The organism is Vibrio sp. D54, from assembly GCF_021728075.1.
Classification (GTDB): domain Bacteria; phylum Pseudomonadota; class Gammaproteobacteria; order Enterobacterales; family Vibrionaceae; genus Vibrio; species Vibrio alginolyticus.
The window spans coordinates 251,260-275,881 of sequence record NZ_JAKKCS010000004.1 but is presented as its reverse complement, the minus strand read 5'-3'; the positions used below and the strand labels follow the sequence as shown (position 1 = coordinate 275,881).

The window sequence follows — 24,622 nt, the reverse complement described above, 5'->3', positions numbered from 1 at the left end:
TGCCAACTAAAGCTGAAGCGTTTTAACTAGAGGCGAGATGTTCTTTGAAGAAGCCGAGTGTACGCTCCCAAGCGAGTGCTGCTTCTTCCGGTGCGTAGCGTGCTGTTGAGTCGTTATGGAAGCCGTGGTTGACGTTCTCATACATTAACGCTTGATACTGTGCGTCGGTTGCGATCAATTGCTGCTCATAAGCAGGCCATGTGTCGTTAACACGCTTATCGAGCCCTGCAAAGTGAATCATCAATGGTCCTTTGACTTGCTTTTGGATCTCTTGTGCAGCTGGCGTTCCATAAAAAGGCACGCCTGCATCGAGCTCTTCAGGCATTACCGCCGCAAGCATGTTGACAATGTATCCACCGAAGCAGAATCCAACCGCGCCCAATTTACCGTTGCCACCCTCGTATTGTTTGAGGAAGTTAGCCGCTGCAATAAAGTCTTGTTCGATCTTGGCTCTGTCCATCTCTTTCTGCATCGCGCGCCCCTCATCGTCGTTCCCCGGATAGCCGCCGAGTGGATAAAGTGCGTCTGGAGCGAAAGCAATAAAGCCGTCTTTTGCAAGTCGTCTTGCGACATCTTTGATATAAGGGTTCAGACCTCGATTTTCATGGATCACCAACACGGTCGGCGATTTTAAGGTCTTCTTCTGTGGCATCACCAAATAACCACGCCCTTCTCCATGCCCATTTGGAGATGGAAAGGTTTCGTAAGTTGCTTTGATGTCAGGATCGTTAAATGAAACTTGTTCTGCGAGTGCGTAATTCGGGGTTAACGCATCGACCAGTGCTGTCATGCTAAAACCGAGCACAGCAAGGCCACCCAGCCTATTAAGAAACTCACGGCGCGTGATTTTTCCGTGGGCGTATTCGTCGTACCAATCGAAGGCTTCTTGCGGGATCGGATGAGAAGCCTTTTCACTAGGAGTGGTATGCTTTAGAACCATTATCCATGTCCTCTGTGTCTTACCATATGGGATTTTCTCATTCTCAAAAGCGCAGCGAGAAACGAACGCGATTGAGGCTAAAACTGCGGTTTCACCACTCTGATACGGAGCAAGGTGGTGAAACACATCATTGGCGAGCTAGGATCTTTTACCTTCTTCAAACAATAGATAATGGATTCAGATTCAACAACTTTGCGTCGTTGGTTTTACATTAATTGACAATAGTTCGTTATTGCTGGTCGCAATAGACTTGCCAGTAAGAGAAGGCGCGTTCGAATGCTTTTTCTCTGTCGTGCATTTGTGCAAACAAGACCACTGTCATGGTGGCAAGAACCGTATTTGCCATTTGGTTCATGTCGTCTTCTGACGTTCCAAACGGGCAGTTCGCAGGCATTGGCACCTCAGACAGCATTTGCTCCGTCCAGTAGTGCGATGTCACGCCGCTTGTTTGGCTTAACCATACGGTTTGGCTTACTTTCGGGTTGTATTCTGACTCACCCGATTGTCCTTTGAATGACACAACGGCATGAGCGGTTTGACCAATCTCGAATTCGACTTCAGCATGAAGTTGTTGGAACCCAGGATGGAAGCTACCACGAATACCAACCGTCGCCTGCCCCGGATTCAATGCTCGAACCACGGTATTAATCGGTGTTCTAAGCCCATAACGATTCTTCCAACCGATCATGGTTTCTGCTTGAGGAGCAAACGAACTCAGCGGTAGATACACAATGTTTTGTGTTTCTAACACACGCTTTGCGTCTTCTGCTGATTCCGCTTTCGTAATAGCAAATTTGTCGAGGTAGTCTTCAGCGTGTAAACGACCAGATTGACGGTCATGATAGCCGTGCATCAGCACTTTGTGGCCATTATCGGCAAGGATCTTCGCTGCCAGCAGATGCCAAGGCTGACCTGCCGCTTCACGTTTGCCCGCATAACATGGCCAATCAATATCTGCACCAATAGCTGGCATGCGGGATTGGAATGCTTTCACAAAGCCAGCGATTTCTTGTTGAGTCTCGTTCTGTACGCGGATCAGCATAAATAACATCGCCATCTGATCATCATCGCACTCACCGTTTAGGTATTCATCCATAACTCGAAACGCTTGGTCAAAGTTCAGTGGTTTTCTACCACGTTCGCCACGACCGACTGTTCTAATACATTCCAAAATGCTGCTCATATTCCCTCGTATTCCGTCACTGACTGTACGGTTTCTATTAGTTGTTCGCGCAGTTTGACAACTTCTCCCATCACAATCAATGCTGGGCTCACGCCTTTAAGTGTAATCGATAAATCATTGAGCTGATTGAGTTGTGTAACATGCACTTGTTGTTGAGGGCTGCAACCATGAGTGATGATCGCGACTGGGAAATCTGCTCTCAAACCGGAGTTGATTAATCCTGTTTGTATTTGCGATGACTTTTCTAACCCCATATAGAAGACTAACGTTTGTCCGCTTTGCATCAGTTGACTCCACGCTTCAAATGCGCCTGTTACCACTTGCCCTGTCACAAAGGTAACGCTGCGAGCAACGCCACGATGAGTCAGAGGAATCAAGCTGTTTGCTGAACACCCAATCGCAGCAGTAATACCGGGGATGACTTCGTAAGCGATTGAGTGTTTTACGAGTGCTAATGCCTCTTCACCTCCACGGCCAAATACGAAAGGATCTCCCCCTTTTAAGCGTACAACTCGCTTTCCTTGCTGAGCGAGCGATACCATCAAGTCACAAATTTCTTCCTGACCAATACTGGGTTGTCCGCATCGTTTGCCCACGTAAATCCAATCGGCTTGTGGCGAAGCCAACTCCAAAATATCTTTGTTAACCAAACGGTCGTACAACAGAACCTCTGCCGACATAATCGCTTTCACTGCCTTCACCGTTAATAAGTCAGGATCGTGCGGCCCTGCACCGACAATCGAGACAAAACCTTTGTGGTTCGCGTCGAGGTCTACTGAATGGTCTTCTAAAAGTTGGTTCAGTTTGCTTGCTTGATCATGCTTAGAAAAGCGAGACGAGCGTTCTTGTTTCTGACTCGCTTGTCCTTTCTTAAACCAAGACTTTTGATAAGGCGCTTCCATGTGCTTATCCTCTTAATGACTTACTTTATTTGAATAGCCAGACTTTGCTGGTTCGCTTGCTGTTTGCCCTTTTGATGCTGATGGCTGTCGACCATTTGTTTGATTTGAGAAACGCACGAGCCACAGTTAGTCCCGCATTTGAGTTTGTTTTGAAGTTGAGTCAGTGACGTGCAGTCTTGTTTCTCCATCGCGTCATGTATTTGTTTATCAGTAACACGGAAACAGCTACAAACCAGTTTGGCACTGCTTTGCGATTGAGTGATGGTAAGCAGTTGGGATAGCTCCATCGGTTTGCCAATCAAGCCAGTAAAGTTGGTGTAGTCAGTTTGAATCGGTTCACTAGACACCACCAAAACAGAGCGAATGATACGCACGTCTCCAACAAGGTCGTAATCCACCGCTAGCCAGCCTTGGGCAATGTCTATCGTAATTCTGCGGCTCTTTTCCGTTCGACAAAAACTCTGCTTCTTTGGTCTTTTATCGTGTGCAAAGCGCCAGATGCCCAGACTACTTTCTGCTTGAAATGCGCTGTAGAGAAATTTACCGGAATCAAACTGTGTACCGATGAACATACCGTAGGTTTTTACCGCCGCATCTTGCACTTCAACATAAGACGACTTAAATGCAGGCTGCCCGGAAATAGGGTCTTTTGCGCTGTTTACTATCGCGTTAACACTGCTTTCACCGCCATATCGACCCGCCCAGTGCATTGACATAAACAGCTCTTGAAAACCCAAACCTTCATCAATGGCAACTTTGGCATAAATACCAGTGTTTGAAGTAGGCTGAAACAGCTTGGTGAGTTGTCCTGCTTTTAAGCGATTTTGAGTGGCAGAGAGTGTGTTCATGTACACGGTTGGTTCTAACTCTGAGGCGGCAAGGTGTGCGATATGCCCTGTGCGCGTCATGGTATGCCATTGGTCGCGTTGCCTGCCCGTATTGAGCCACCAGCCTTTTGTTCTTTCTAAACGCGTTGGAGATTCACTTGTCACGACAAAACGCGCTTTACCATCTGGGTGCGAATAGATTCCATCAGCAAAAGGACGCTCTCCTCCCCATTGTGTCGGCACCCACTCTTCGTATTCTTGCTCGGTTAAGTTGGCGTATTGAGAAAGATCTAGCTTCAATGGTGAATCTGCATTCATGCCTGTCATCGCTGCATATTCCCTGAATACCGCCCGCTCTGAAGTAAACGAAAAGCCATTTTGTGCCTTTTCCAATGCACACAGAGCTTGTCCGACTTGGCTTATCGCCCACCAATCTGATTTTGCTTCACCGGGAGGCGTCTGAAACTGACGCTGCCTAGAAAGTCGACGCTCAGAGTTGGTCACCATGCCTTGCTTCTCCCCCCAGCCAGCGGCGGGTAGCAATAGGTCCGCGTAATGCGCTACATCCGAATCCGCTGTGATATCGGAAACAATCACAAACGGACAAATCTCTAGTGCACGTTTTACCAATTGGTTATCTGGCAAAGAGACAACAGGATTGGTAGCCATAATCCACAGAACTTTAATCTCACCACGTTCTACCGCCTCAAACAGTTCAACGGCTTTTAAACCGGGCTGAGTGGCAATTTCTGGTGAATCCCAGAACGCCTGCACTTGCTTGATAGACTCTGCGTCAAAAGCACGATGAACCGCTAATTGATTTGCCAAACCACCCACTTCTCGTCCACCCATCGCATTCGGCTGACCTGTAATAGAAAATGGCCCGCAACCTGACTTGGCAATTTTACCTGTCGCCAAGTGTGCATTAATAATGGCGTTGCCTTTATCGACACCATTTTCGGCTTGGTTAACCCCTTGGCAAAACAGCGTGATTGCGGTTGGGCTTTGCTCAAACCATTGGAAGAATGTCGTGAGTTTTTCTTCTGAAATGCCAATGGAAGACGTTAGATTAGCGACACTGTAACGTAAATCAGAAGCTTCTTCTGCAAGCGCATCAAACCCGTCGGTATAAGAATTTATGTATTCAGAATCAATCAATTGTTGTTCAATAAGAAACTTGAGCAGCCCATTGAAGAGTGACACATCACCATCGTTTTTAATCGGTAGATGCAAATCCGCTTGCTGTGCGGTGACCGTTTCACGCGGGTCAATGACCACCAGCTTGAGGTTAGGATTGTTTTCTCTCGCTTGTTGAATACGTCGGAATAAAACAGGGTGCGTCCAAGCGGTATTCGCACCGCAGATGACCAACAGCTCGGTATTATCAATATCGTCGTAATTGACGGGAACGACATCTTCACCAAATGCTCGTACATGAGCCGCAACCGCCGAAGACATACACAAACGGGAGTTCGTATCGATGTTTGCGCTGCCAACATAGCCTTTCATGAGTTTGTTGGCGACGTAATAGTCTTCCGTCAACAACTGGCCAGAAACATACATAGCGACGGAATCCGGTCCAAACTCCGCTTTCGCTTGATGAATCTTTTCTGCAATCAGATCCGTGGCTTGTTGCCATTGTACTTCTTGCCCTTGAGGTCGCTGCTTGGTGACAAGCTTTGGATACAGCAAGCGCGAAGGCATATTCAAACTCTCTGCCAGCGCGACACCCTTCACGCACAGTGATCCCGCATTTGCAGGATGACACGCATCCCCAACGATTCCTTTCGCATTGACCTCGACACCACATCCAACACCACAATAGGGACAAGTGGTTTTTTTGCATCCTTGCGACATAACACCTCCAGTGTGATTCAGCCCAACTTACTAGCAAAAAAAAGCCTCTCCCGAATCGAGAGAGGCAGCAATGCCTTTAACGCTGTTAGTACATTTTCAAAAAGTAATACCCTATACCGCTCTCGCCTGCTATTAAGAGCGGCGCATCGAGTTATCGATGAACGTTTATGTAAAGCAAGTGAGGTGCCAAGATTAAAAACCCTTACCATACAAATGGTTAGCTTAAAACCAATTATAGCAACGTAATGCTACGCACTGATTGTGTGCAAATTTCGGTCATTATCGTGCAGTATTACTTTACTAATTCCATAACTAACCTGGATTCTTCGTCACCAAAATAATGCGCTTCTTCTTCTAACGTTTTAAAGCCAAGGGAGAGGTATAAAGACAATGCAGGTTGGTTCTTAGGATCGACAGTCAATTTCACGCTTGAGCCTAACGTCAACGACGCAATAACGTTTTCTAGGAGGGAACGCGCAATACCTTTACCTCTATGTTGAATATCGACGGCCAATGACATGATCCAATATTGATGTGCATTTGTGCTAGTCGTTAGCAATATATACCCTGCGACCTGCTCTCCCTCTTTTGCTACCAGTAAACTCTCTCCCCAACAATCAAAAGCTTGCCGAAAGAAAAATTGAGGATAGGCGTGTTCTCCAAATAAAGTATTTTCGAGCTTATATATGGCAAATAAGTCCTCTTTTTGCGCAGACAAGATGTCCATTCAATGACTCCTTCTTTAACATGAATGGCAGCAGTATACCTAAATCCCATCTAAATGACGGGACACAAACATCTCAATTAAGTGCTTAAGAAATGTAATATTCTTCCTGAAAATTAGGCCTAACTCACTTAGAACATACATCCGTGATTAAGTTTTAACCGCAAAATCAAAAACCACACAAGATAAAAATTTCAATACATACGACCATTAAATATATTAAATTTAAGAACTTTATTCTGGTTTATTGAAAAATTCATAGTTGGATAATTTACAACCACCCCAAATTCACAGCATTATTCACCAAGCTTCGCGTGTGATAATAAACACTAAAACCTTTACCATTTTCAGCATTATTATTTTTATAAAAGCGAGTTTTAAAGTGAAAGAATCTCGAAATGCCTTAAATCCTAGTGAAATAAACACAACCACAGCTTGGTCAAAACATGATACACATTGGGTTCTTAGCCTATTTGGAACAGCCGTTGGCGCAGGCATCCTGTTTCTGCCAATTAACCTTGGGATTGGTGGTTTTTGGCCTTTAGTCGCGATGGCAGTACTTGCTTTTCCAATGACCTATCTTGCGCACCGTGGCTTAGCTCGTTTTGTACTATCTTCTAAGATCAAAAACGCAGACTTCACTGATGTAGTGGAAGAGCACTTCGGCGCAAAAGCAGGCCGTTCTATTTCACTGCTGTATTTTCTTTCGATCTTCCCGATCCTGTTGATATATGGTGTTGGAATAACAAACACAGTAGATAGCTTCATGGTAAATCAGGCTGATATGGCTTCTTTACCTAGACCTTTGCTTTCTGGCGTACTAGTGTTTGCACTAATTGCTATTATGATGGCGGGTGAAAAAGTAATGCTACGGGCCTTTGCCATTATGGTGTTCCCACTTGTTGCCATTCTTGCCTTTCTATCATTTTACTTAATACCGAACTGGACCATGCCTGTCATGGATGTGCCAGAAGCGTCAGCTTTTGCTAGCACTATGTGGTTAGCAGTTCCTGTAGTGATTTTTTCGTTTAGTCACGCAGCTGCAATTTCAAGCTTTGCAAATGTACAACGTCGCCATTACGGTAAGCAGGCAGATGCCAAATCCGAAGTTATTCTTCGCCGCACTAGCATCATGCTGATTGCCTTTGTTCTTATTTTTGTATTTTCCTGTGTGCTAACACTGTCACCTGAACAATTGGCTCAAGCAAAAGAACAAAACGTATCCGTATTGTCTTACTTAGCGAACGCAACCGATAATCCATTTATTGCAACACTTGGTCCTTTAGTAGCGTTTGTTGCTATCACTTCATCTTTCCTTGGGCATTTTTTAGGTGCGCGTGAAAGCTTAAATGGTTTAATTTACAAGCATTTTAACCTATCTGAGAAGCGTGTTGATCGTATCAGCGTGGCAGCACTGTTCTTCTCAATCTGGGCGGCGGCGATCATGAACCCAAGTATTCTTGGTATGATGGAAGCATTGTCAGGGCCTGTTATTGCAATGATCTTATTTATTATGCCAATGTTAGCGGTGTATAAAATCGAGGCGATGAAACAATATCGAGGAAATGTCTCTACTTACTTTGTTCTAGCAGCAGGCATTGTGGCGGTAAGTGCATTGATTTTTAGCTTCTTCAGCTAATAACTAAAGACTCGCTTGGATTTTCAGGGGAATACCTTACACAAGGTTAAGGTGATTCCCTGAATTTTCTTACTCTTTAAAAGGTAATCATCGTTACCCTTGACTCTTAAATAAGAGCGAAAACACCCGCAATCATAAGTACTGAAGCGATGCAGGTACGGCCGATAATACCGAAGTGCGAAGGTTGAATCATTTCATTATGCATAGTTAATCTCCTATTTATTATAAAAGCCATTTTTTATTGGCTTAATAACACTATGTCTAATATCCCGTTTTTTAACAACCCATACAAACATTAAATATTTATGACAGAAACGTAATTTTTTACACTTCGCCCTGATTTTGAGCGATGAATCCGCGGCTTAAATCATTAGATTGAGTCCACCCAATATGCTCGCCTACCTGTCATCGTTACCTTGTCTATACCATCGTCTAATCATTGCATAAGTTTTCAATAGATTTTGTTTTATAAATCATAATATTATAGAGAGTCTTCTTGTCTCTCACTCCCAAAACACTTTACCACTGGGAATCCATCCGCACTTAACCAACAAGAAATGGTAGACTTAACTGGTATTCGGTTAAGAGATCACATTTTATTAATACGCTCATGCACTTCTCAATTAAAAAACTGGCTTGCGCACTTTGTACTGCACTTGGACTTTTCTTGCATCCGACCAACGTACTGGCGAGTACCGAAAAGCAAGCTTATCTGGAAGAACACATTTCAGCAGAAAGCAAGCCCATGTTAAAACTCTACTTTCGCTCGATGGGTAAGCCGCGATCAATTCAAAAAGATGAGTTAAATACGCCACAGAATGCATCAGCGGAGTCTCTTGCTCTGTATTACTTTGCACGAAAGTACCTTAAGCGTTACGAAGGTGTTCCATTACCGAAAGATATGCCCGATTTAATCGAATTCGGTAAAAAGCACCATTTGGAATGGGTCGTCGCTGAAGCACAGCTCAATAAGGCTGTAACAATGATTGAGCAAGACGATAACTGGAACGCAGAATTGTTACTCCATGACGTTGTTTCTACAGCCCGTGATCTTGGTTATCTAGCATTAGAAGGCCGTGCTTACCGCTGGTTAGGCAATCTAGAAGTATCTCGAAATCAACTACGCAGTGGCCTAAAATATTATCGCAATGCCTATGAGTTATTAGAAAAAACAGTATTTGAAATACAAGTCGCGATGACACTGAACAACATTGGGACGGTCTACATCGACGCATCAGATTGGGCTCGGGCCAACAGTTACCTAACGCAAGCTCTCGACACTTACCTAGAGAGCGAATATCAATACGATAATAGCTTTTTTATGGGGGTTATCTACGCAAACCTTAGCATCGTTCACTCGAGCCTCGGAGATAACAAAGAAGCGGAATATTATTTCAATGAAGCCATTCGACTTTCAATGCAAACGGGGTCGGACACAGTCAAGCACCACTCTTTATCCAGCTTTTCACAAATGTTGAGCTCGATAGGAAAAATTGATGATGCATTAATGGTCGCACAACGTTGCGTAGACCTGCCCATTCCAAAAAATCTAGAAATGCTAAAAACGTCTTGTTACGAGGCATTTGCAGAGGCTTACCTCGCAAACAAACAATACGATAAAGCTATTACAACAGCGCTTAACGTTCTAGAACAAACCAAATCAACCAGTGAATTAGAGCTGCGTCAGCGTATTGATATGCTTTCGGTACTGGTAAACGCTCATCAAATTCTTAATGACTATGAAGCGGCTTTTCATTATTTAACCCAATTAAGAGAGCTAGAGGCTGAGTTTTCTCATCATATTCATGGTGAAGAGATGATTAACATTAAGTTTGACCTCGAAGCTAAGTTAGCCCAGAAAGAACTCAAATTGCTAGAAACAAAAAATGCGCTACAAGCCTCTGAACTGCGTTCACAGCGCTATCGAGAAATGTTCTACTTTATCGCTATTGCGGCAATTGGAGTCGTTGGTTTTCGTTACGTACTGCGCGTTAGACGTATTAATAAAGCACTCACTCAAGAAAATACTACCGATCCATTAACTCAACTGCATAACCGTCGCTATCTTCACATTTGGTTGGACAAAATGGCTCGTAGAAGCCCAGATAGAACATTTGCCTTAGCCGTTTTAGATGTCGATCATTTTAAAACCTTTAATGATCAATATGGACACGATATTGGCGATAAAATGCTGACTCATATTGCCACGCTATTTAATGAATCCACCCGCTCTGGTGACCTACTCATTCGTTGGGGTGGAGAAGAGTTTGTCCTATTATTCGAAGTACAGCGAGTTGAAGATTGCGCTAAGTTTTTGGAGCGATTGAGATATACTGTTGAAAACACACCATTGGTGGTTGACTCTAAACCATTAAGCGCGACAATTTCCCTTGGAGCAGTGGACAAACTGTCGGCACAAACAATTAAACAAGAATGGGATCAGTGGTTTTTCTTGGCAGACCACGCTTTGTATGATGCGAAGCAAGCTGGCAGAAACCAGTTCATCATTCATCCTACATCATAAAAAAGCACACATGAAAAAAAATCTAATCATTATTACTTTTGCGCCTCTATTTCTTATGGCGTGTAGTAATCAGCAAGCGTCTCAACTGGGAATGCGCAGCAGCAGTGTCAATGTATATGCCCAGCAAATGAGTAACACTCAACTATGTGAAACTCTCTACTACAACCGTGCAACTAACCAAACCAAAGTGGCGATTGGTGCTGAGTTCAATCGACGTGGATTAAACAAAAAGTGGTGTGATAAAGAATTCGATAAGTTGTACATTAAAAAGTGGATTGATAACGTGCTGCCTAAGGAAAAAGCCGAACCTAAAAAGCCAATGGCAACTATTCAACCCGCTTCAACTAAATAACCCCCCTCTTGAAGCAGACGGTACACTCGTATTTTCTGCTTTTCACTTTTCATGCATGTTCGATGCGACATATAAAAACCTCATGGTTTCAGTAAATTAACAAAGACTTATGTTATCCATCGAACTTTTAATGTAAACAAGTTGTAAATGGTTTTCGTCCTTATTCTTTGTCGTTAGCTTTGTTTGTTCCTGTTAGCGGAATATGAAACAGGAACTAAAAATTCCAAACAAAGACATGAGGTCAAAAATGGAAATACGCATTAATCGCCTATTTGCTGCTATGTTGGCAGTAGGCATTGCACCTGCCGTCTCGGCGTTTGATCCACTCTATTCTGAACAATGGCACTTAGACAACACGGGGCAAACTGCGTTTGCGGCTAATCCTGCTGTTGCTGGGAACGACTTAAACACTAAGCTCACTCAGGCAATGGGGATTGCAGGTGTTGGTGTGAAAGTTGCCGTTATTGATTCTGGAGTGCAGATCGATCACCCCGACCTTGCAGGTAATATAGTTACAGGTAGCAGAAACTTCGTCGAAGACTCTTCATTCCCACCAAGTTATCCGGTTGATACTAATGGTCATGGCACTGCTGTAGCCGGTTTGATTAGCGCCGTCGGCAACAACGGTGAAGGCGGACGCGGTGTCGCTTATCACTCTTCCCTCATCGGTTTTAACTGGTTAGCCAACCAGACATTAGAAGGCTGGTTAATCTCCCATGGCATGGACCCAGCAACACGCGATGTTCGCGTATTTAACCAAAGTTACGGTTTCAGCCCTATAAACCCGATTACTTTTGATGAAAGCGACCCTCAACTAAGACTTGAAATGGACGTGATGAAAAACGTCAGCGAGAGTAACGCCTGGGGTCGAGATGCTGTATTTGTAAAGTCAGCAGGTAATGGTTACCGCTATTTCAATGCAGGGCGATTCTTCGTATTGCCAAGTAACTTCTTTGCTGGTGGAGACAATCAAGGCTTACCGATGCACAACTCTGCTCAGTCTTATGATAACGCCAATTACTTCAATTTAGTCACTAGTGCACTACGAGCGGATGGTACGCGAGCGAGTTACTCATCTGTGGGTTCGAACGTGTGGGTTGCAGCACCAGCAGGTGAATATGGGCAAGATTTCCCTGCTATGGTCACCACTGATTTAATGGGTTGTGAAGAAGGGCAAAATACCAGTGATGGCCTTGGCATTAATGGGTTACACGGCGGAACGGAGCTCGATCCGAACTGTAACTATACCAGTACGATGAACGGAACCTCATCGGCTGCGCCGAACACATCGGGTGCCATCGCGGCAATCATGTCAACCAACCACGCACTTTCTGCTCGTGATGTACGTGCTTTACTAGCGGAGACAGCAAAAGTAACGGATAAAGCGCATCCAGGCGTACAGCTTGAATTTACTAACCATAATGGTGAACAGGTTAGCTACGAGGCCATTGCCCCTTGGCAGAAAAACGCAGCAGGCGTAGATTTCCATACTTTTTATGGCTTCGGCGCTGTAGATTTAGATGAAGCGATGCAACGTGCTCGCATGACGAATCGTGTTTTACCAGCTCAAAGCATTACGCCATGGGTTCATAACGCTACAGAAGTAAGTGTACCCGATGCAAGTCTAGTTGGTGGCTCTTCAAGTATCGCCATTGCCGATGAGCTGACAGTAGAATCCGTTCAAGTGACATTGACATTGGACCACGCTCGTCTGCCCGACTTAGCTATCGAGCTCATTTCGCCATCAGGGACTCGTTCCGTTTTGCAAACACCGCGCAATGGTCTTGTTGGTCAATCTCTTGATCCAACGATTACAGGCTACAAAGATCAATTAATGTTGTCTAACCAATTTTATGGCGAAGATGCAAAAGGCGAATGGACGTTGCGAGCAATAGATACGAACGGCGATGAAGTCTATTCTTACATTGCATATTTCAACTCTTCCACCATCTATGACGTTCCGATGGCAAACAACGCTCAGCCCGGTGTTATTAAGAACTGGTCGATGCGCATATTTGGACACTAAAGGAGTCAATAACATGAAATACAAATCATTTTCTATGCTGGCTCTCGTTATCATGACGTCGAGTGTATACGCTGAGCAACAGCTCTCTCAACAACCTGCACCAGAACTGTTTGTGCCATCAGAAGCGGTTGAGATTAATGGCCAAGATTATCGAAAATTGCAAACTGGCACTGTTAGAACCCTATCTGAAGACGTAAAACTTCAAGCGGGTGATGAGGTGTTTAAGAATGCGTTTAGTAACGTATCCAAAGCCACTGGACTGGTTTATATCACCGTAAACAATCCTAACGAAGCGAAAGCAGTCGCCAAAGAGTTAAAATTAGAAGTTATCTTCGCAGAGGGGGAATCAGCGGTGTTAAAAGCATCTCAAGATCAAGATCTGCTAAGTATTAGCGACTACCTAAACGCAGACAGCCGGGTAAAAGCGTCTAAAATTGAACTAAACAGCGGTAAATACCGTGCACAATAATTCTCTAACAAGAGAAGTTGGCCTGTAAAACCATGCCTCAGCGATTGCTGAGGCATTTTTATGGATAGGAACAGGTACGCTATTATTCTTTAGTAACATTTCGCATAACCAGTATGATACCTAAACACCCTACTCGCCTGCGCCTGTCATTTCTTAAACAAAATAATTTCCGTTCTTAGCTCTTCTTCCGTGGTTTCCTTCGGGCTATTCAGATAGCGTTCGATTCCTAAAGGACTGGTTTTGACTTTCATACCACTCTGACGAACCAAGTTCATCGCTAAAGCCCATGCATTTCCTAAAAACTGATATTCACCTCGGTGTTCAACGACAAATATTTCACTCTCAGGAATGGTACCGGTAACCGCCCCTTGAGGTGCTGGTACTGAGTTATGAAGAGGAAAGCAAGTGATAAACTCGAATATTCCTTTCTGCATATCCATCGACTGGTAATAACAAAACAATTCACCATTCACGGATAGGGTTTCGTCACTAATTAACTGTTCTAGTTGCTGAACATGCTTCTCAATTACCGAACCTAATTCCTGCAAGCTAGCCACACCCTTGATCCCAATGTAATGAATTTGAGGCAACGTTCGGTTACCTATTTCGACTAAGTCTGAATGCACTCTTCCGGTTTCAAGCTTACTTTTGAGCATGCGTAACCCACGTTGATAATCCATCTCTATCATCGACTTAAACATACTTTTCAGAAAGAACAGATACCAAGGGACGCGAGATTGCATTTGCCATTCGACTAAACAGCCATTTTGTGACGGCGTCACGATTAGAGTCACCTTTCCATGGCTCTTGATTGGGCGAAAGAAATGTAGCTCCATATCTAATCGATGCTCTTGAGTACTTTCCAGTACAATCGCGCCAGTCCCAATACGCTGACCATTCCATTGATAACCAGCTCCAACGTGGCCCTGATTATCACTGAATGTCAGCTCGCAGCTTGGTTCAAGAATGATCCATGGTGACCAGCTGGGCCAGTTATTGAAGTTCTTGAGATAGCCAATAATTTCACTTTGATTCTTATTAATTTTAATACTTCGGCTGACCTGATAAGAGAGCATAACGGTTCCTCGAGTTTCCGCTTCACTAACTTCAGTCTAATTCAAATTCCAGTTTTTTCTTGTTTGACTGCGGGTTAGATGCGTACGACAAGAAAAATCCAGAGCGTTAATTCTCACTTGAATCAATACGCGCAAAGCTAAGAGCAGAACTCCACTTTTGCACTAAATCGAACACCATCATCGTCCAGTACTAACGCCCACCCCATCCGTTCACATATTCGTTGTACGATAACAAGCCCACAACCATAACCAGCATTGTACGTCTCGTTGCCATCGTGACGGTTTAGGATCTTAAGCGCATGACCTTTCAACTCAATTTCAATATCTCCCACACTATAGCTAAAGGCGTTTTTAATCAGATTGTTGATTACAATGGTCACAAAACTCTCCGGTGCATTCACGACACCACTATGTTGTTCGTGCAAAGCGTAATTCGAATCTTGCTTGGCAAATAAAGGCGCTAGCTCTTCCAACTGTTTTTGTAAACAAGTGAGAAGCTGATGCTCTCCGTAATGCTGAGGCTCTATTTTCTCTTTACCAAGTAAGAGAAACGCTTCTGTCAGTACACGCATCTCGTCACAAGCCGACTGCATCCTCGTGATGGCTTTTTGCGCAACTCGAGGTTGATCAGGAATACGCGTCAGAATGTCTGTTGAGCCTTTAATCACCATGATTGGCGTTCTCAACTCATGCGATGCAAAACGGCTAAATTCTTGTTCTCGTTTGAAATAGCCCGCGATATCGTTCTTATTATCCAGCAAAGTCTGCTCTATCTGGCGTGTTTCGCTGAACTTAGTTTCAACTTGGAAAGCGGGTTGATCCGGTGACATTTGGCTAATTTTGTCTTCAATTTGCGCTAATGGCCGAGACAATATTCGCACCATGTAAATGCCATACCCAACCATGACAAATGAAAACAAACCACCGAGCAGCAGCGTAAACTGATGCAGCGAGCTTTCGTATTCGTCCAAGTAATCATCTGAGTCATCTTGAAACACAATATACATAAGCCCCTTCCCTGAGGGATGGTTCAATACAACAAAGTGTTTGTCTTCTTCACCAAGCAGGTATTCGTAAAAACCAGGTGAAGTAAAAGAGAGCAACCAATCGGGTGTCGGTGCTTCACTCCAATATGAGTTGAATTCCAATACGTTTGGCAATGGCGCATCCCAGCCCTGTTTCTCGAAATTCTCACTATAAAGCGCAGCTTCAGTATCTAGCCAGTGATGTAAACTCAGCACTTCCAGTTTGTTTTCTGCCACATAAATCAGCGACCAAAAAAGAGTAAACATCACAAACGTCATGACCCCAAAACCCCAACGGATCTTGCGATAAATGCTTGGATATTCGTTATGCTTTAAGTCGGTAACCTTGTCCATGAATAGTCTCTAATCGTGATTCTTCAAAACCTTTGTCTAGCGCGGTTCTTAAACCGTAAATATGGCTACGAAGTGCATCACTTCCAGGTGGTTCGTCTCCCCACACACTATCGATCACTTCTGTGCGCGAGACCGCTGCTGGAGCACGCTGGAGGAGCAATTTTAAAATTTTAGTTTGAATTCGACTCAGCTTAATTTCTTTGTCTTTTCTCGTTACTTTTCCTGTACGCGCATCTAAACAAATATCTGCAAATTTGAGCGTTCCGATATCTTGTCTTGGACCACGATTAGCCAAAGCATGAACACGCAAACTGAGCTCTTCCATCGCAAATGGCTTCATTAAATAATCATCTCCCCCCGCTTTAAAAGCCGCGATTTTGTCATCTAGCGTATCTTTTGCCGTTAGGAAGAGAATTGGCGTTCCACATAACTTATCTTGTCGAAGCTTCTGTACCGTACTGATGCCATCGAGCTTCGGCATCATGATATCCATGATGATTACATCGTAATGATTTTCCTCGATTAACTTAATCGCAGCCTCTCCATGAAACGCACAATCGATAATCATGCCTTCGAGCTCAAGATAGTCTGCAATCGTCTCCGAGACGTTATGGTTGTCATCTACAATTAAAATTTTCATAAAATCAAATTTCTTCACGATCTCTTCACGATATGCCCAATAAGATACAGGCAATTTCCTAAACTCGCTCGTAAATTGAGGTTAATACAATGAAAAAACTCGCTCTTATTTCTGTAGTAGGTTTGGCATTGTCTGGTTGTGGTGGTTCAGGTGGTGGCAGCAATAGCGATAGCACATCAACTCAACCAGCAGTGAAACCAAGTGTAGCGATTGGCTCTGTTGAAGCGGTCAACGCTAAAGAAAGCACGTTAACCGTCAATGGACATACGTATCGTGTGTCTGAGGTGGTTTATGACGGCACACAAGTGCAATTGGCCGATGTAAAACCAAAAATGGTGGTTCGCGTGGGGTCAGATATTCGGCAAGCTTCGGACAATGGCGTCCGAGTCACACTTGAACCAACCATTACTGGACGTGTGACAGCGATTGATCATGTGAAGAAAAAATTCACGGTAAACAGCATAGAGCTGCAGTTTGACGGTTTAAGTGATGATATAGAGATCAACGACTGGGTGATGGTTTCATCCTTACCGACTGCGGATGCGGGTTATCGAGTGTTGTCTGTGGTCGAAATCGACGTAGATAACGATTACCCAGCCCTTGGAAGCTACTACGAACTGGAAGGTCGCATTACTAGTACCGATGAAAATGCTGGCACATTTGAGCTTGGTACAAATATAACCGTATCTTACGACAACATTAGCCAACTTAGCATCGGCCAATGGGTGGAAGTAGAAGGTGAAATGCAAAACGGCATCTTCATGGCAAATGAGGTAGAAGTTGAAGGCTACGACGTCATAAGCAATGACAGCGATGTGGAAGGCATCGTGACTTGGGTTGCCAAGGATTATAGTGAGTTCTCTCTAAACTACCGAGGAGCCTTCTTCATTGATAACGCAACACGCTTTGAGGATGGTAGCAAAGCTAATCTAGAACAAGGTCAAGAAGTAGAAGTGACCTCTGTGATGAAAAATGGCAAACGCACCGCTACCGTCATCGAATTTGAGCGGTCGGAGTTTGACAATGACAACCAATGGCGAGGTAAAGAGTTTGAATGTGAAGGCTATGTATCAAACTACGATGCTGATTCAAGAGTGTTTGAAATCGAGCATTGTGAGAATGATGCTGATCAAGTACTAAGTAACACCACCGTTGTGATTGATGCACAAACACGCTTCCAAGGCATTGAAGAACTTAACCTAAATGGTGCTCGTGTCGAAGTCGAAGGTGTGATCATTAACGACCAAAATATTGCCCGTGAAGTGGAGTTAGACGTTTACGACAACTAATCCCTTCTACGCTTAAGAAAAAGTGTCACTTCGGTGGCACTTTTTCTTTTCACCTTACTTTGCTTCCCAAGCTCAAACCAACAAATTCTCAGCCAAAGCCTTTTCTCTCCGTTACACTTTACCTATGTTTCACAACATTGGTGACGACTATGAAAAAACGCAACCTCATTTTGTTAATCTTGTTTTTTGGTTCAGCCACGAGCTTAGCTAGCGTTATGGATCCTGATTGCGATGCAGAAAAGGCAGCTAAAGCCGCTGCGACAAAAGCCGTGGTTGGTGTTGGTGGTCGCTGTACGCCTAAAGAGGCACTGAAAGATACCGCAGTTGATGCAGGAAAAGACAAATTGCCAGATGAAGGGATGGCGGGTAAAGCTGTTGATGCAATGACACCGGAAAAAGAGAAGAAAACGGTGAAAGACGTAACCAAAAAGCTCAATAAAGATTGATACGCTTTCTTGTAGTTAACTTTAATAGCGAAACTTCCCCCCAAAAAAGAGCGCCGGTTGACGCTCTTTCCGAACTTTAATAGATAACCAATTATGCGGTCTCTGCTTCACCTATCCAATGATAATGGTGGTTGGCTTTTTTCCCCACTAAACCGAGCTCTGCCAATTCTTCAAATACCTTGTCTACCTCTTCCGCAGACAGCCTAAACTGTTTAGCAACGGCTTTTTTGGTGCACGTAATTTGATGCGTTTTAAGTGCATCGCTAACTTGCTCTAACAAGGTTTTCGGTTCCTTTGGTTCTTCTGGCTCCGGTGCAGCTGGTATTTCTTGCTCTTCTTCCTCTTTTATATGAGGAAGATAACCCGCAGGCGCTGGGTCTATATCGCGAACTGTTTTCAATATCATGCCCTCATTTCTGCGATAGAAATATCGGAACCGTTGCTCTTCACCAATCAAGCCAACAAAAAATGCAGCAAAGAAGTCCAAAAGAATCGAAAGAAATACAACCAAGCCAAGCTGAGCTTGCTGAGAGGTGGTACCAAATGCGTTGGCTAGGCTATCAATCAAACCAATCACTGAGCCTTGCGCAACCGGCGGTAAACTATCACGCTCCATAGCCAAGCGTTGCTGCTCTTCACGTAAGGTTTTGTTTTGATCCTGAATGCGAGTTACACCAGTCGCGATACGCTCCATCTCGATGTATTTCTGCGCTGCCATATTGTTGAGCTCAATCTGCTTATCGATTGCCGCAATCTGACGATTAAACGCTTCCACTTTCGCCTGCTCTACCGAAATATGACTTTGTGCACTATTGGTTGCACTATTAATGCCACCAATACTACCGCCAATGGAAATCGCAGCTAAGACTAAATAAAACACGAGAGCGGTTGCTGCTCCTGTGTAGTTGCGATGGGCTCGGCGCTCACCGTATTCATACCAAGCGTAAAATTTACCCGCTTCAAAAATGATCGCTAAACCACCAAATAAGGTTTGCATCATCGGATTTTCGTCGATAGACAAAAATAGCAATAGAGAAAAAATAGTCGATGCTAAAATCGCAGCACCAGTGAATGCGTATACACTCACCATGGCAAATCGACCTTTAGGGTATCGATATCCAATCTGTTGTTCGTATTTCATTTGAGAAATTTCTTAAGATTAATCGCCCCTCCTACTAAGTAGGACGGACGTTTCTGGCATGTACAAAGGAGCGCAGAATACCGTATCCTTTATTAAATTACTGTCATAATTCCGTTAACGGAAAACAAGTGAAGATTCGGTGTGCATTTTGAATCGATATCAGCCAAATCTAGCACGTAAAAACACCACCACGACACCCACTAACCGAAGCTTCAGTGGCATATAAGAGAGATTAATTCGGTATCTTCAAAAGCGACTAGGCAAGACTGACAAGTTGAATTGGAGGTTGTGAATGTCAGCCGAATCAAAACATTAAAGCGTTAAAAATAGGCAATAAAACAAATAATGCACACTTGCATCACCTTTTAGTAAACTGATAATTACATTGTTTGGTTAATTTGTTAGTATCCCGCGCCGAAGAAGATAAGCACTCAATTGTATGGAAAACACTCTAATACAGCACAAACACCATCGCTTGCAAGCTATTGCGGTTATTATCGCGGTGTTGTTTCAGTTGTATTTAGCGTCCACAGCCGCTCTTAACCCTACACAAGTTCACAGCACAACTTGGCTCAACAAAGTCCAAAGTGAAAAGGTTTTACTGTGTACCGCAGATGGTTTCAAATGGGTGGATATCAATACGTTGATTGAGGCTAACGCTCAATCTTCTTCTAAGCTCATCCAAGATCTTAACTTACACGACGGCTTCCAGTTTGAATGCCCGCTTCTTCAAGCTGTTCAATTCTTTCTTTTAGTTGCGATTGGGCTTTACCTGACAACGATCCATTGGCTGCGCCGAGTAAAGTATGCACTGACGACTTATCACTTTTCAAAATGCGATAAGCTCGTTTACAAACACATCGCGCCTAAGCACTCTCCGCCGAGTGTTTTTCCTGCCTAACAGGCATCTAATCATTAACAACTTTATCCAAAAATAACGATGACTCTGTTTGTTGTCCATTCAGAGAAGCTATTAATTCAAAAGGAAAAACACATGCTTAAATCATTAAAAACCGCCGCTATCGCGCTTATTGCTGTCATCGCTAGCCCACTGAGTTTAGCGCACGATTATGAAGCAGGAAAAATTCATATCGACCATCCATGGAGCCGCGAAGCGCCACCAAACGCACCTGTTATCGGTGGTTTTTTTCAACTAACCAACCACGGTGACAGTGAAGATACATTGATCGCAGCAGAAAGCCCAATCGCAGGACATGTCGAAATTCACACGCATAAGAAAGAAGATGGTGTGATGAAAATGATTAAGATTGACGAAGTGCGCGTTCCAGCCAATGAATCTGTGTTGTTTAAACCAGGCAGCTTCCATTTAATGATTTTTAACCCAACACAAACTCTTAAAGAGGGTGACCGCTTCCCTATGACATTAACCTTTAAAAACGCAGGTAAGGTTGAAGTGGAAATGGCGGTTGAGAAACAAGGCCACATGGAAAAACACATGCATCATTAATGACGCAAACAAAAGTGCCCGCTGATTTAGCGGGCATTTTTATCTCAGCTTAGTCAAAATCATTATCCAATAGGTCTTAACTCGACTCTTCAGAATAATGGTGATAAATAACGCTTGGCGAAACGGCGTCATATATCATAACAGCGTGCTCGGGCAAGAGATTCTAAATCACGCTCGTTCCTCGCTATTCAGAATGACCTTGAAAGACTTAAGATCCTAAAAAGGTTCCCTACCCGCTTAAAACTCAACCTCTCGACAAAGTTATCCAACCATCACTTGGCAAGCCTAAATGAAATCATAAGTTTGGCAACAAAGATCCACGGTTAATCGGCTTTCTTTCTACTTGAAACAAACCTCAGCCCAACGAGCTAAGCCAGCAGTTACTGAGCCAAAATAGTTTCCACTGACAACCGGAATACTTGGCAGTACGGTTTGCACCGCATCGCGCAAGATTGGCGAGCGTGCCGAACCTCCAGTCATAAAGATAGCATCGGGGTTAACTCCAGCTTGCTCTACCGCTTCTGTCACCAACGCCGTCATTTTATTCTTTGGCGACTGGATCGCTTCGATCATTTCGTCACGTTGTACATCAACTTCAATCGTTTCTGATAACAAGTTGATGCCAGTTCGGTAAGAAGCTTGTTCTGAAAGTGCCACTTTTGCCTCTTCGGCACGGCGAACAATGTTGTAGCCTAAAGACTCATGATACACCTCTAGCAAACGAGCAAGTTTTTCTGGCTCTTGAGCCTGCTTTTGAAGCAACTTTAACGCTGATAGGTTCTCTCGCGAATAGAAGTCACTCTGCGCTTCTACATTATTGATTGCTATCGGGTTCCAGAATTGGGTAGTCGGCATCACAATACCTGACTCCATTTTACTTCCCATGCCAAAAGGGAACATGAGCTGCTTAAATGCTAACGCAATATCAAGATCATTCCCGCCGACGCGCTGGCCACTGTGAGCTAACAAGCTTGCGGTCCTATCTGCTTTGCCGCGCCAAGACGGTCCCATTTGAATCAATGAACAGTCCGTTGTACCACCGCCAATATCGACTACTAGAATGATTTTATCTTCGCTGAGTGTGGCTTCATACTCTAAGCCCGCCGCGACAGGCTCAAACTGGAACTCCACACTTTGGAAGCCCGCACGTTTCGCTGCTCGCAGCAAAATGCTTTCTGCCTGAATGTTAGCCGTTTCGCCGCCACGCCCATGGAAGTTAATTGGTCTGCCGATCACAGCATCGGTAATACTTTGCTGCGCATCGCTTTCGGCTTGAGACTTAATATTGTCCATCATCGCGCAGACAAGGTCTTCGAAGAAAGCCAATTGCACATCACGCAAGCCAGATGCACCAAGAAAAGACTTCGGCGATTTCACATAATAGATATCGCGAGGATCTTCCAAATAGAGATTAAGTGCAGCCTGACCAAACGCGATGTCGTCGGATTCTAAGTCAATACTTTCTTCTCGGTTTAAATTGATTGCCCGGCGTAAAACCTGCTCACCAACTTGATCTAATGGTTTAATATCTCGATGGCGAAATAAATGCTCGGATACCGATTCACGAGTCGGTGCAGCAAGGGTGGAAGGAATAAAAGGGCTGTTTCCTTCTAGATTAAGCAGTACTGGCTCACCCGATTCCATTTTAGCCACTGAACAGTTTGCAGTACCATAATCAAAGCCGATAAACATTGTTTCTCCCACTGTCCCACTGATTAGTGGCCTTTTGACCGTTAAAAAGCTGGCAATGCTAACTTAATGGCATAAGAATTACTATCCTAAAATCGAATGTAATTTAACGTGGAAAATCTATCTAAGGTACACTACTTTCTCTTTTTGCAGATGGCACAACAACCGCTACCAATAAAGCTAACAACAGGAACACCGGGCTAAGCATTAATCCATGCCAGATTGAATACCCATCATGGAACAGCCAGAATATACCAAGCGTCAGTAGGTACGAAAAGTAGCTGCAAAACACCAAGCTAATCGCGACAAAGCGCTTTTGATTAATAATAAGAATCCGCACTAGATACTGGCTAAGAATACCAGAGCAGCGCATGGCAAGTTGCCAATTAATGATAAAGAAAGCAAGCGCAATAAACCCAGCTACGACCAGTGCATCATGCGTACTTAAAATGAAGTAGCTACCAAATCGGCTTATGATGACCGGATAATCGCCTTCGTATATCGTTGACCAAGATATTGCGTTCGCTGCTGCTACGTAATTGGCAAAATAAGCAATAGCGTAGAAAGTCGTTTGAGAACTGAACGGCTGAAATACATCCCTACAAAATCCTCGCCACTCTTCTTTGTTGGCGGTAGGCCCTACCCAGTCACGTTTTTTTTGGGCGGTACGCCCGGCAAACTCAGGCCCGTTGCGAAACAACAGCCAAAATATATAGAGTGCAAGTATAACCAAGAGTATTGAAAACATACCCTTCCCCCTCAGAAATTATCGGCGCCACTGCCAATGGCGTTGGAGTCGTAAACTGCACTTCCCTGCTATACCTATTTGATTTATCAAAGACTTATTATTTTATTACCACCAAAACTCATTTAATGGCATGCTAAACAGCGATATTTTCACGCTTTGTGCGTGAAGTTCGAAAGCCTACTTTTAGGTTTAGCACAAAAATGGCTACAGCAAAGCGTAAGAGAGGGATTCCGCACCCATCAATGAAGATGAGGCGTTAAGCAGAAGCTGCGACCGCAATGAGAAGAGAAGGATTCAAAGCGGTCATGCATGGGCGAGAGGAGCAACTATTTCTCTAACTTTTCTTCAAATACACCAATCTCTCTGCCCAACCAAATCGCGCGTTCTGTGTGATCGAGCAACTCTTCTTCGCTTACTGGGTGAATAAGCACAGAAAAATCGCCTCGAATCGTATCAAGCCACGCCAAGAACTCTTCACTCAATGATTCTAGGTGAATTTCAAACATCGGCATCTTGTGTGGGCCAACTAACCTTCCAACTAATGGAAACACACGCAGCACATCTTGACGCTCTTGACGGATGATCTCGTTCAAGGCTTGCGCTTTATCTTGTTCTCTTAGGGGAAAATAAACATGAGCGTGGTACATAACTTCTCCATAATCACTTCCACTTGAGCACCACCTACTTTGGATAAGCTCAAGGACTGCCGAGGGTATACATTTGTAATGCCGTCACCCTACCTTGATTCCACTCAGTTGGGAAGAAGTTATGCATTCTCATAAGGTCGAGGCTTCGAGCACAACAAAAATTTGCAATTCATCATATAGCAACTGTTTGAGTTGATTCATTAATAATGACTCACTTTGTCAAATTTTACAGCCAAATTTTGTTGCAAATATATTTCATTAACCAGTAATTAAATTCGAGTTTAAAAATGCCAACAACAAAATATCAGCATATTACTCTGCAAAATTAGGGTGTAAGCAAAACTTTACTACTGAGCGAAAGTCAAAATGAAGCATAATTTAACAATTTGTTTACACTTATTGTATCTGGCTATACCACGATTTAGTTAGAGGGTTAGATACAGAAAAGCCTTTCTCTGTATCTTGCGGTGAAATAGTCGCAGCGATGTTATCGACAAATAGTTTAAGGGACGAACAGATGCCTACCGCTATCGAAAGCACACGCAACCTTAGGTATGGCCTTTGCGCTGATATCAGAGTTTGAGTACCCATACAAACTCTGGTTTTGTATGAACAGCTGCAGTCCAAAAGACCCGCAGCGTCAAAAGGAGCTTGAG

General features: G+C 43.9%; 22 protein-coding genes. 9 read left to right on the top strand and 13 right to left on the bottom strand.

The window, feature by feature from the left end:
- Positions 1-22 precede the first annotated feature (22 nt).
- From L3V37_RS07720 to L3V37_RS07700, 5 genes are all read right to left on the bottom strand, one after another.
- Complete coding sequence (locus L3V37_RS07720) at positions 23-940, bottom strand: dienelactone hydrolase family protein (protein ID WP_005375880.1); 918 nt, start codon at positions 938-940, stop codon at positions 23-25.
- A gap of 229 nt (positions 941-1,169) precedes the next feature.
- Positions 1,170-2,123 carry a glycosyl transferase family protein gene (locus L3V37_RS07715; RefSeq protein ID WP_237306114.1) on the bottom strand — a complete coding sequence of 318 codons (954 nt, stop codon included), beginning with the start codon at positions 2,121-2,123 and terminating at the stop codon, positions 1,170-1,172.
- Positions 2,120-3,025 (bottom strand): uroporphyrinogen-III C-methyltransferase, encoded by a 906-nt coding sequence (gene cobA / locus L3V37_RS07710; RefSeq protein WP_171345420.1) that lies wholly within the window; start codon positions 3,023-3,025, stop codon positions 2,120-2,122. Before cobA ends, L3V37_RS07715 begins: the two co-directional genes overlap by 4 nt.
- A gap of 20 nt (positions 3,026-3,045) precedes the next feature.
- Positions 3,046-5,709, bottom strand: coding sequence for a nitrate reductase (locus tag L3V37_RS07705; RefSeq protein ID WP_237306113.1), 2,664 nt, complete (start codon positions 5,707-5,709; stop codon positions 3,046-3,048).
- A 292-nt stretch (positions 5,710-6,001) separates the two neighbouring features.
- Positions 6,002-6,436: a GNAT family N-acetyltransferase gene (locus tag L3V37_RS07700; protein ID WP_017634213.1), complete on the bottom strand. Its 435-nt coding sequence runs from the start codon at positions 6,434-6,436 to the stop codon at positions 6,002-6,004.
- Positions 6,437-6,815: 379 nt separating this feature from the next.
- Here L3V37_RS07700 and L3V37_RS07695 point away from each other — a divergent pair, with 379 nt between their 5' ends.
- The 5 genes from L3V37_RS07695 to L3V37_RS07675 all read left to right on the top strand — a co-directional run bounded on the left by L3V37_RS07695 (position 6,816) and on the right by L3V37_RS07675 (position 13,443).
- Positions 6,816-8,072, top strand: a complete 1,257-nt coding sequence (locus L3V37_RS07695; protein WP_237306112.1) for an aromatic amino acid transport family protein — start codon at positions 6,816-6,818, stop codon at positions 8,070-8,072.
- 610 nt (positions 8,073-8,682) lie between these two features.
- Positions 8,683-10,596, top strand: a complete 1,914-nt coding sequence (locus L3V37_RS07690; protein ID WP_237306111.1) for a tetratricopeptide repeat-containing diguanylate cyclase — start codon at positions 8,683-8,685, stop codon at positions 10,594-10,596.
- Positions 10,597-10,606: 10 nt separating this feature from the next.
- Positions 10,607-10,948 carry a hypothetical protein gene (locus L3V37_RS07685; RefSeq protein WP_033906993.1) on the top strand — a complete coding sequence of 114 codons (342 nt, stop codon included), beginning with the start codon at positions 10,607-10,609 and terminating at the stop codon, positions 10,946-10,948.
- Positions 10,949-11,195: 247 nt separating this feature from the next.
- Positions 11,196-12,974 (top strand): S8 family peptidase, encoded by a 1,779-nt coding sequence (locus L3V37_RS07680; protein WP_237306110.1) that lies wholly within the window; start codon positions 11,196-11,198, stop codon positions 12,972-12,974.
- 13 nt (positions 12,975-12,987) lie between these two features.
- Positions 12,988-13,443: a hypothetical protein gene (locus L3V37_RS07675; RefSeq protein ID WP_237306109.1), complete on the top strand. Its 456-nt coding sequence runs from the start codon at positions 12,988-12,990 to the stop codon at positions 13,441-13,443.
- A 146-nt stretch (positions 13,444-13,589) separates the two neighbouring features.
- On the opposite strand, the gene L3V37_RS07670 is transcribed toward L3V37_RS07675, so the two are convergent.
- From L3V37_RS07670 to L3V37_RS07660, 3 genes are all read right to left on the bottom strand, one after another.
- The gene (locus L3V37_RS07670; protein WP_237306108.1) at positions 13,590-14,519 is read right to left on the bottom strand and encodes an SRPBCC family protein; all 930 of its coding nucleotides are present in this window, start codon (positions 14,517-14,519) and stop codon (positions 13,590-13,592) included.
- Positions 14,520-14,656: 137 nt separating this feature from the next.
- Positions 14,657-15,898 (bottom strand): HAMP domain-containing sensor histidine kinase, encoded by a 1,242-nt coding sequence (locus tag L3V37_RS07665; RefSeq protein WP_237306107.1) that lies wholly within the window; start codon positions 15,896-15,898, stop codon positions 14,657-14,659.
- The gene (locus L3V37_RS07660; RefSeq protein ID WP_025767686.1) at positions 15,870-16,538 is read right to left on the bottom strand and encodes a response regulator transcription factor; all 669 of its coding nucleotides are present in this window, start codon (positions 16,536-16,538) and stop codon (positions 15,870-15,872) included. Before L3V37_RS07660 ends, L3V37_RS07665 begins: the two co-directional genes overlap by 29 nt.
- Before the next feature lie 89 nt (positions 16,539-16,627).
- On the opposite strand from L3V37_RS07660, the gene L3V37_RS07655 reads away from it, so the two are divergent.
- Together L3V37_RS07655 and L3V37_RS07650 are read left to right on the top strand one after the other, a co-directional pair.
- Positions 16,628-17,827: a DUF5666 domain-containing protein gene (locus L3V37_RS07655; RefSeq protein ID WP_237306106.1), complete on the top strand. Its 1,200-nt coding sequence runs from the start codon at positions 16,628-16,630 to the stop codon at positions 17,825-17,827.
- A gap of 149 nt (positions 17,828-17,976) precedes the next feature.
- Positions 17,977-18,273, top strand: coding sequence for a hypothetical protein (locus L3V37_RS07650; RefSeq protein ID WP_017634219.1), 297 nt, complete (start codon positions 17,977-17,979; stop codon positions 18,271-18,273).
- A 91-nt stretch (positions 18,274-18,364) separates the two neighbouring features.
- Here the strand turns inward: L3V37_RS07650 and L3V37_RS07645 are convergent, their stop codons facing one another.
- Positions 18,365-19,414 (bottom strand): Preprotein translocase subunit SecY, encoded by a 1,050-nt coding sequence (locus tag L3V37_RS07645; protein ID WP_237306105.1) that lies wholly within the window; start codon positions 19,412-19,414, stop codon positions 18,365-18,367.
- Positions 19,415-19,853: 439 nt separating this feature from the next.
- Here L3V37_RS07645 and L3V37_RS07640 point away from each other — a divergent pair, with 439 nt between their 5' ends.
- Together L3V37_RS07640 and L3V37_RS07635 are read left to right on the top strand one after the other, a co-directional pair.
- Positions 19,854-20,315 (top strand): hypothetical protein, encoded by a 462-nt coding sequence (locus L3V37_RS07640; RefSeq protein ID WP_237306104.1) that lies wholly within the window; start codon positions 19,854-19,856, stop codon positions 20,313-20,315.
- 93 nt (positions 20,316-20,408) lie between these two features.
- A complete protein-coding gene (locus tag L3V37_RS07635) occupies positions 20,409-20,882 on the top strand; it encodes a copper chaperone PCu(A)C (protein ID WP_005388497.1) in 474 nt (157 codons plus the stop codon).
- A 339-nt stretch (positions 20,883-21,221) separates the two neighbouring features.
- Here the strand turns inward: L3V37_RS07635 and yegD are convergent, their stop codons facing one another.
- From yegD to L3V37_RS07615, 4 genes are all read right to left on the bottom strand, one after another.
- Positions 21,222-22,574 (bottom strand): molecular chaperone, encoded by a 1,353-nt coding sequence (yegD, locus tag L3V37_RS07630; protein ID WP_237306103.1) that lies wholly within the window; start codon positions 22,572-22,574, stop codon positions 21,222-21,224.
- 121 nt (positions 22,575-22,695) lie between these two features.
- On the bottom strand, positions 22,696-23,319 hold the full coding sequence (locus L3V37_RS07625) for a hypothetical protein (RefSeq protein WP_237306102.1): 624 nt from the start codon (positions 23,317-23,319) through the stop codon (positions 22,696-22,698).
- Between the two features lie 326 nt (positions 23,320-23,645).
- Positions 23,646-23,966 (bottom strand): DOPA 4,5-dioxygenase family protein, encoded by a 321-nt coding sequence (locus L3V37_RS07620; protein WP_005375836.1) that lies wholly within the window; start codon positions 23,964-23,966, stop codon positions 23,646-23,648.
- Positions 23,967-24,362: 396 nt separating this feature from the next.
- Positions 24,363-24,557, bottom strand: a complete 195-nt coding sequence (locus L3V37_RS07615; RefSeq protein WP_127891143.1) for a hypothetical protein — start codon at positions 24,555-24,557, stop codon at positions 24,363-24,365.
- Positions 24,558-24,622: the final 65 nt, after the last annotated feature.

What these genes read in the sequence shown, in the direction of transcription:
- L3V37_RS07720 (WP_005375880.1), bottom strand. Translation starts at nt 940, where the DNA reads ATGGTTCTAAAGCATACCACTCCTAGTGAAAAGGCTTCTCATCCGATC.
- L3V37_RS07715 (WP_237306114.1), bottom strand. Translation starts at nt 2,123, where the DNA reads ATGAGCAGCATTTTGGAATGTATTAGAACAGTCGGTCGTGGCGAACGT.
- cobA (WP_171345420.1), bottom strand. Translation starts at nt 3,025, where the DNA reads ATGGAAGCGCCTTATCAAAAGTCTTGGTTTAAGAAAGGACAAGCGAGT.
- L3V37_RS07705 (WP_237306113.1), bottom strand. Translation starts at nt 5,709, where the DNA reads ATGTCGCAAGGATGCAAAAAAACCACTTGTCCCTATTGTGGTGTTGGA.
- L3V37_RS07700 (WP_017634213.1), bottom strand. Translation starts at nt 6,436, where the DNA reads ATGGACATCTTGTCTGCGCAAAAAGAGGACTTATTTGCCATATATAAG.
- L3V37_RS07690 (WP_237306111.1), top strand. Translation starts at nt 8,683, where the DNA reads ATGCACTTCTCAATTAAAAAACTGGCTTGCGCACTTTGTACTGCACTT.
- L3V37_RS07685 (WP_033906993.1), top strand. Translation starts at nt 10,607, where the DNA reads ATGAAAAAAAATCTAATCATTATTACTTTTGCGCCTCTATTTCTTATG.
- L3V37_RS07680 (WP_237306110.1), top strand. Translation starts at nt 11,196, where the DNA reads ATGGAAATACGCATTAATCGCCTATTTGCTGCTATGTTGGCAGTAGGC.
- L3V37_RS07675 (WP_237306109.1), top strand. Translation starts at nt 12,988, where the DNA reads ATGAAATACAAATCATTTTCTATGCTGGCTCTCGTTATCATGACGTCG.
- L3V37_RS07670 (WP_237306108.1), bottom strand. Translation starts at nt 14,519, where the DNA reads ATGCTCTCTTATCAGGTCAGCCGAAGTATTAAAATTAATAAGAATCAA.
- L3V37_RS07665 (WP_237306107.1), bottom strand. Translation starts at nt 15,898, where the DNA reads ATGGACAAGGTTACCGACTTAAAGCATAACGAATATCCAAGCATTTAT.
- L3V37_RS07660 (WP_025767686.1), bottom strand. Translation starts at nt 16,538, where the DNA reads ATGAAAATTTTAATTGTAGATGACAACCATAACGTCTCGGAGACGATT.
- L3V37_RS07655 (WP_237306106.1), top strand. Translation starts at nt 16,628, where the DNA reads ATGAAAAAACTCGCTCTTATTTCTGTAGTAGGTTTGGCATTGTCTGGT.
- L3V37_RS07650 (WP_017634219.1), top strand. Translation starts at nt 17,977, where the DNA reads ATGAAAAAACGCAACCTCATTTTGTTAATCTTGTTTTTTGGTTCAGCC.
- L3V37_RS07645 (WP_237306105.1), bottom strand. Translation starts at nt 19,414, where the DNA reads ATGAAATACGAACAACAGATTGGATATCGATACCCTAAAGGTCGATTT.
- L3V37_RS07640 (WP_237306104.1), top strand. Translation starts at nt 19,854, where the DNA reads ATGGAAAACACTCTAATACAGCACAAACACCATCGCTTGCAAGCTATT.
- L3V37_RS07635 (WP_005388497.1), top strand. Translation starts at nt 20,409, where the DNA reads ATGCTTAAATCATTAAAAACCGCCGCTATCGCGCTTATTGCTGTCATC.
- yegD (WP_237306103.1), bottom strand. Translation starts at nt 22,574, where the DNA reads ATGTTTATCGGCTTTGATTATGGTACTGCAAACTGTTCAGTGGCTAAA.
- L3V37_RS07625 (WP_237306102.1), bottom strand. Translation starts at nt 23,319, where the DNA reads ATGTTTTCAATACTCTTGGTTATACTTGCACTCTATATATTTTGGCTG.
- L3V37_RS07620 (WP_005375836.1), bottom strand. Translation starts at nt 23,966, where the DNA reads ATGTACCACGCTCATGTTTATTTTCCCCTAAGAGAACAAGATAAAGCG.
- L3V37_RS07615 (WP_127891143.1), bottom strand. Translation starts at nt 24,557, where the DNA reads ATGGGTACTCAAACTCTGATATCAGCGCAAAGGCCATACCTAAGGTTG.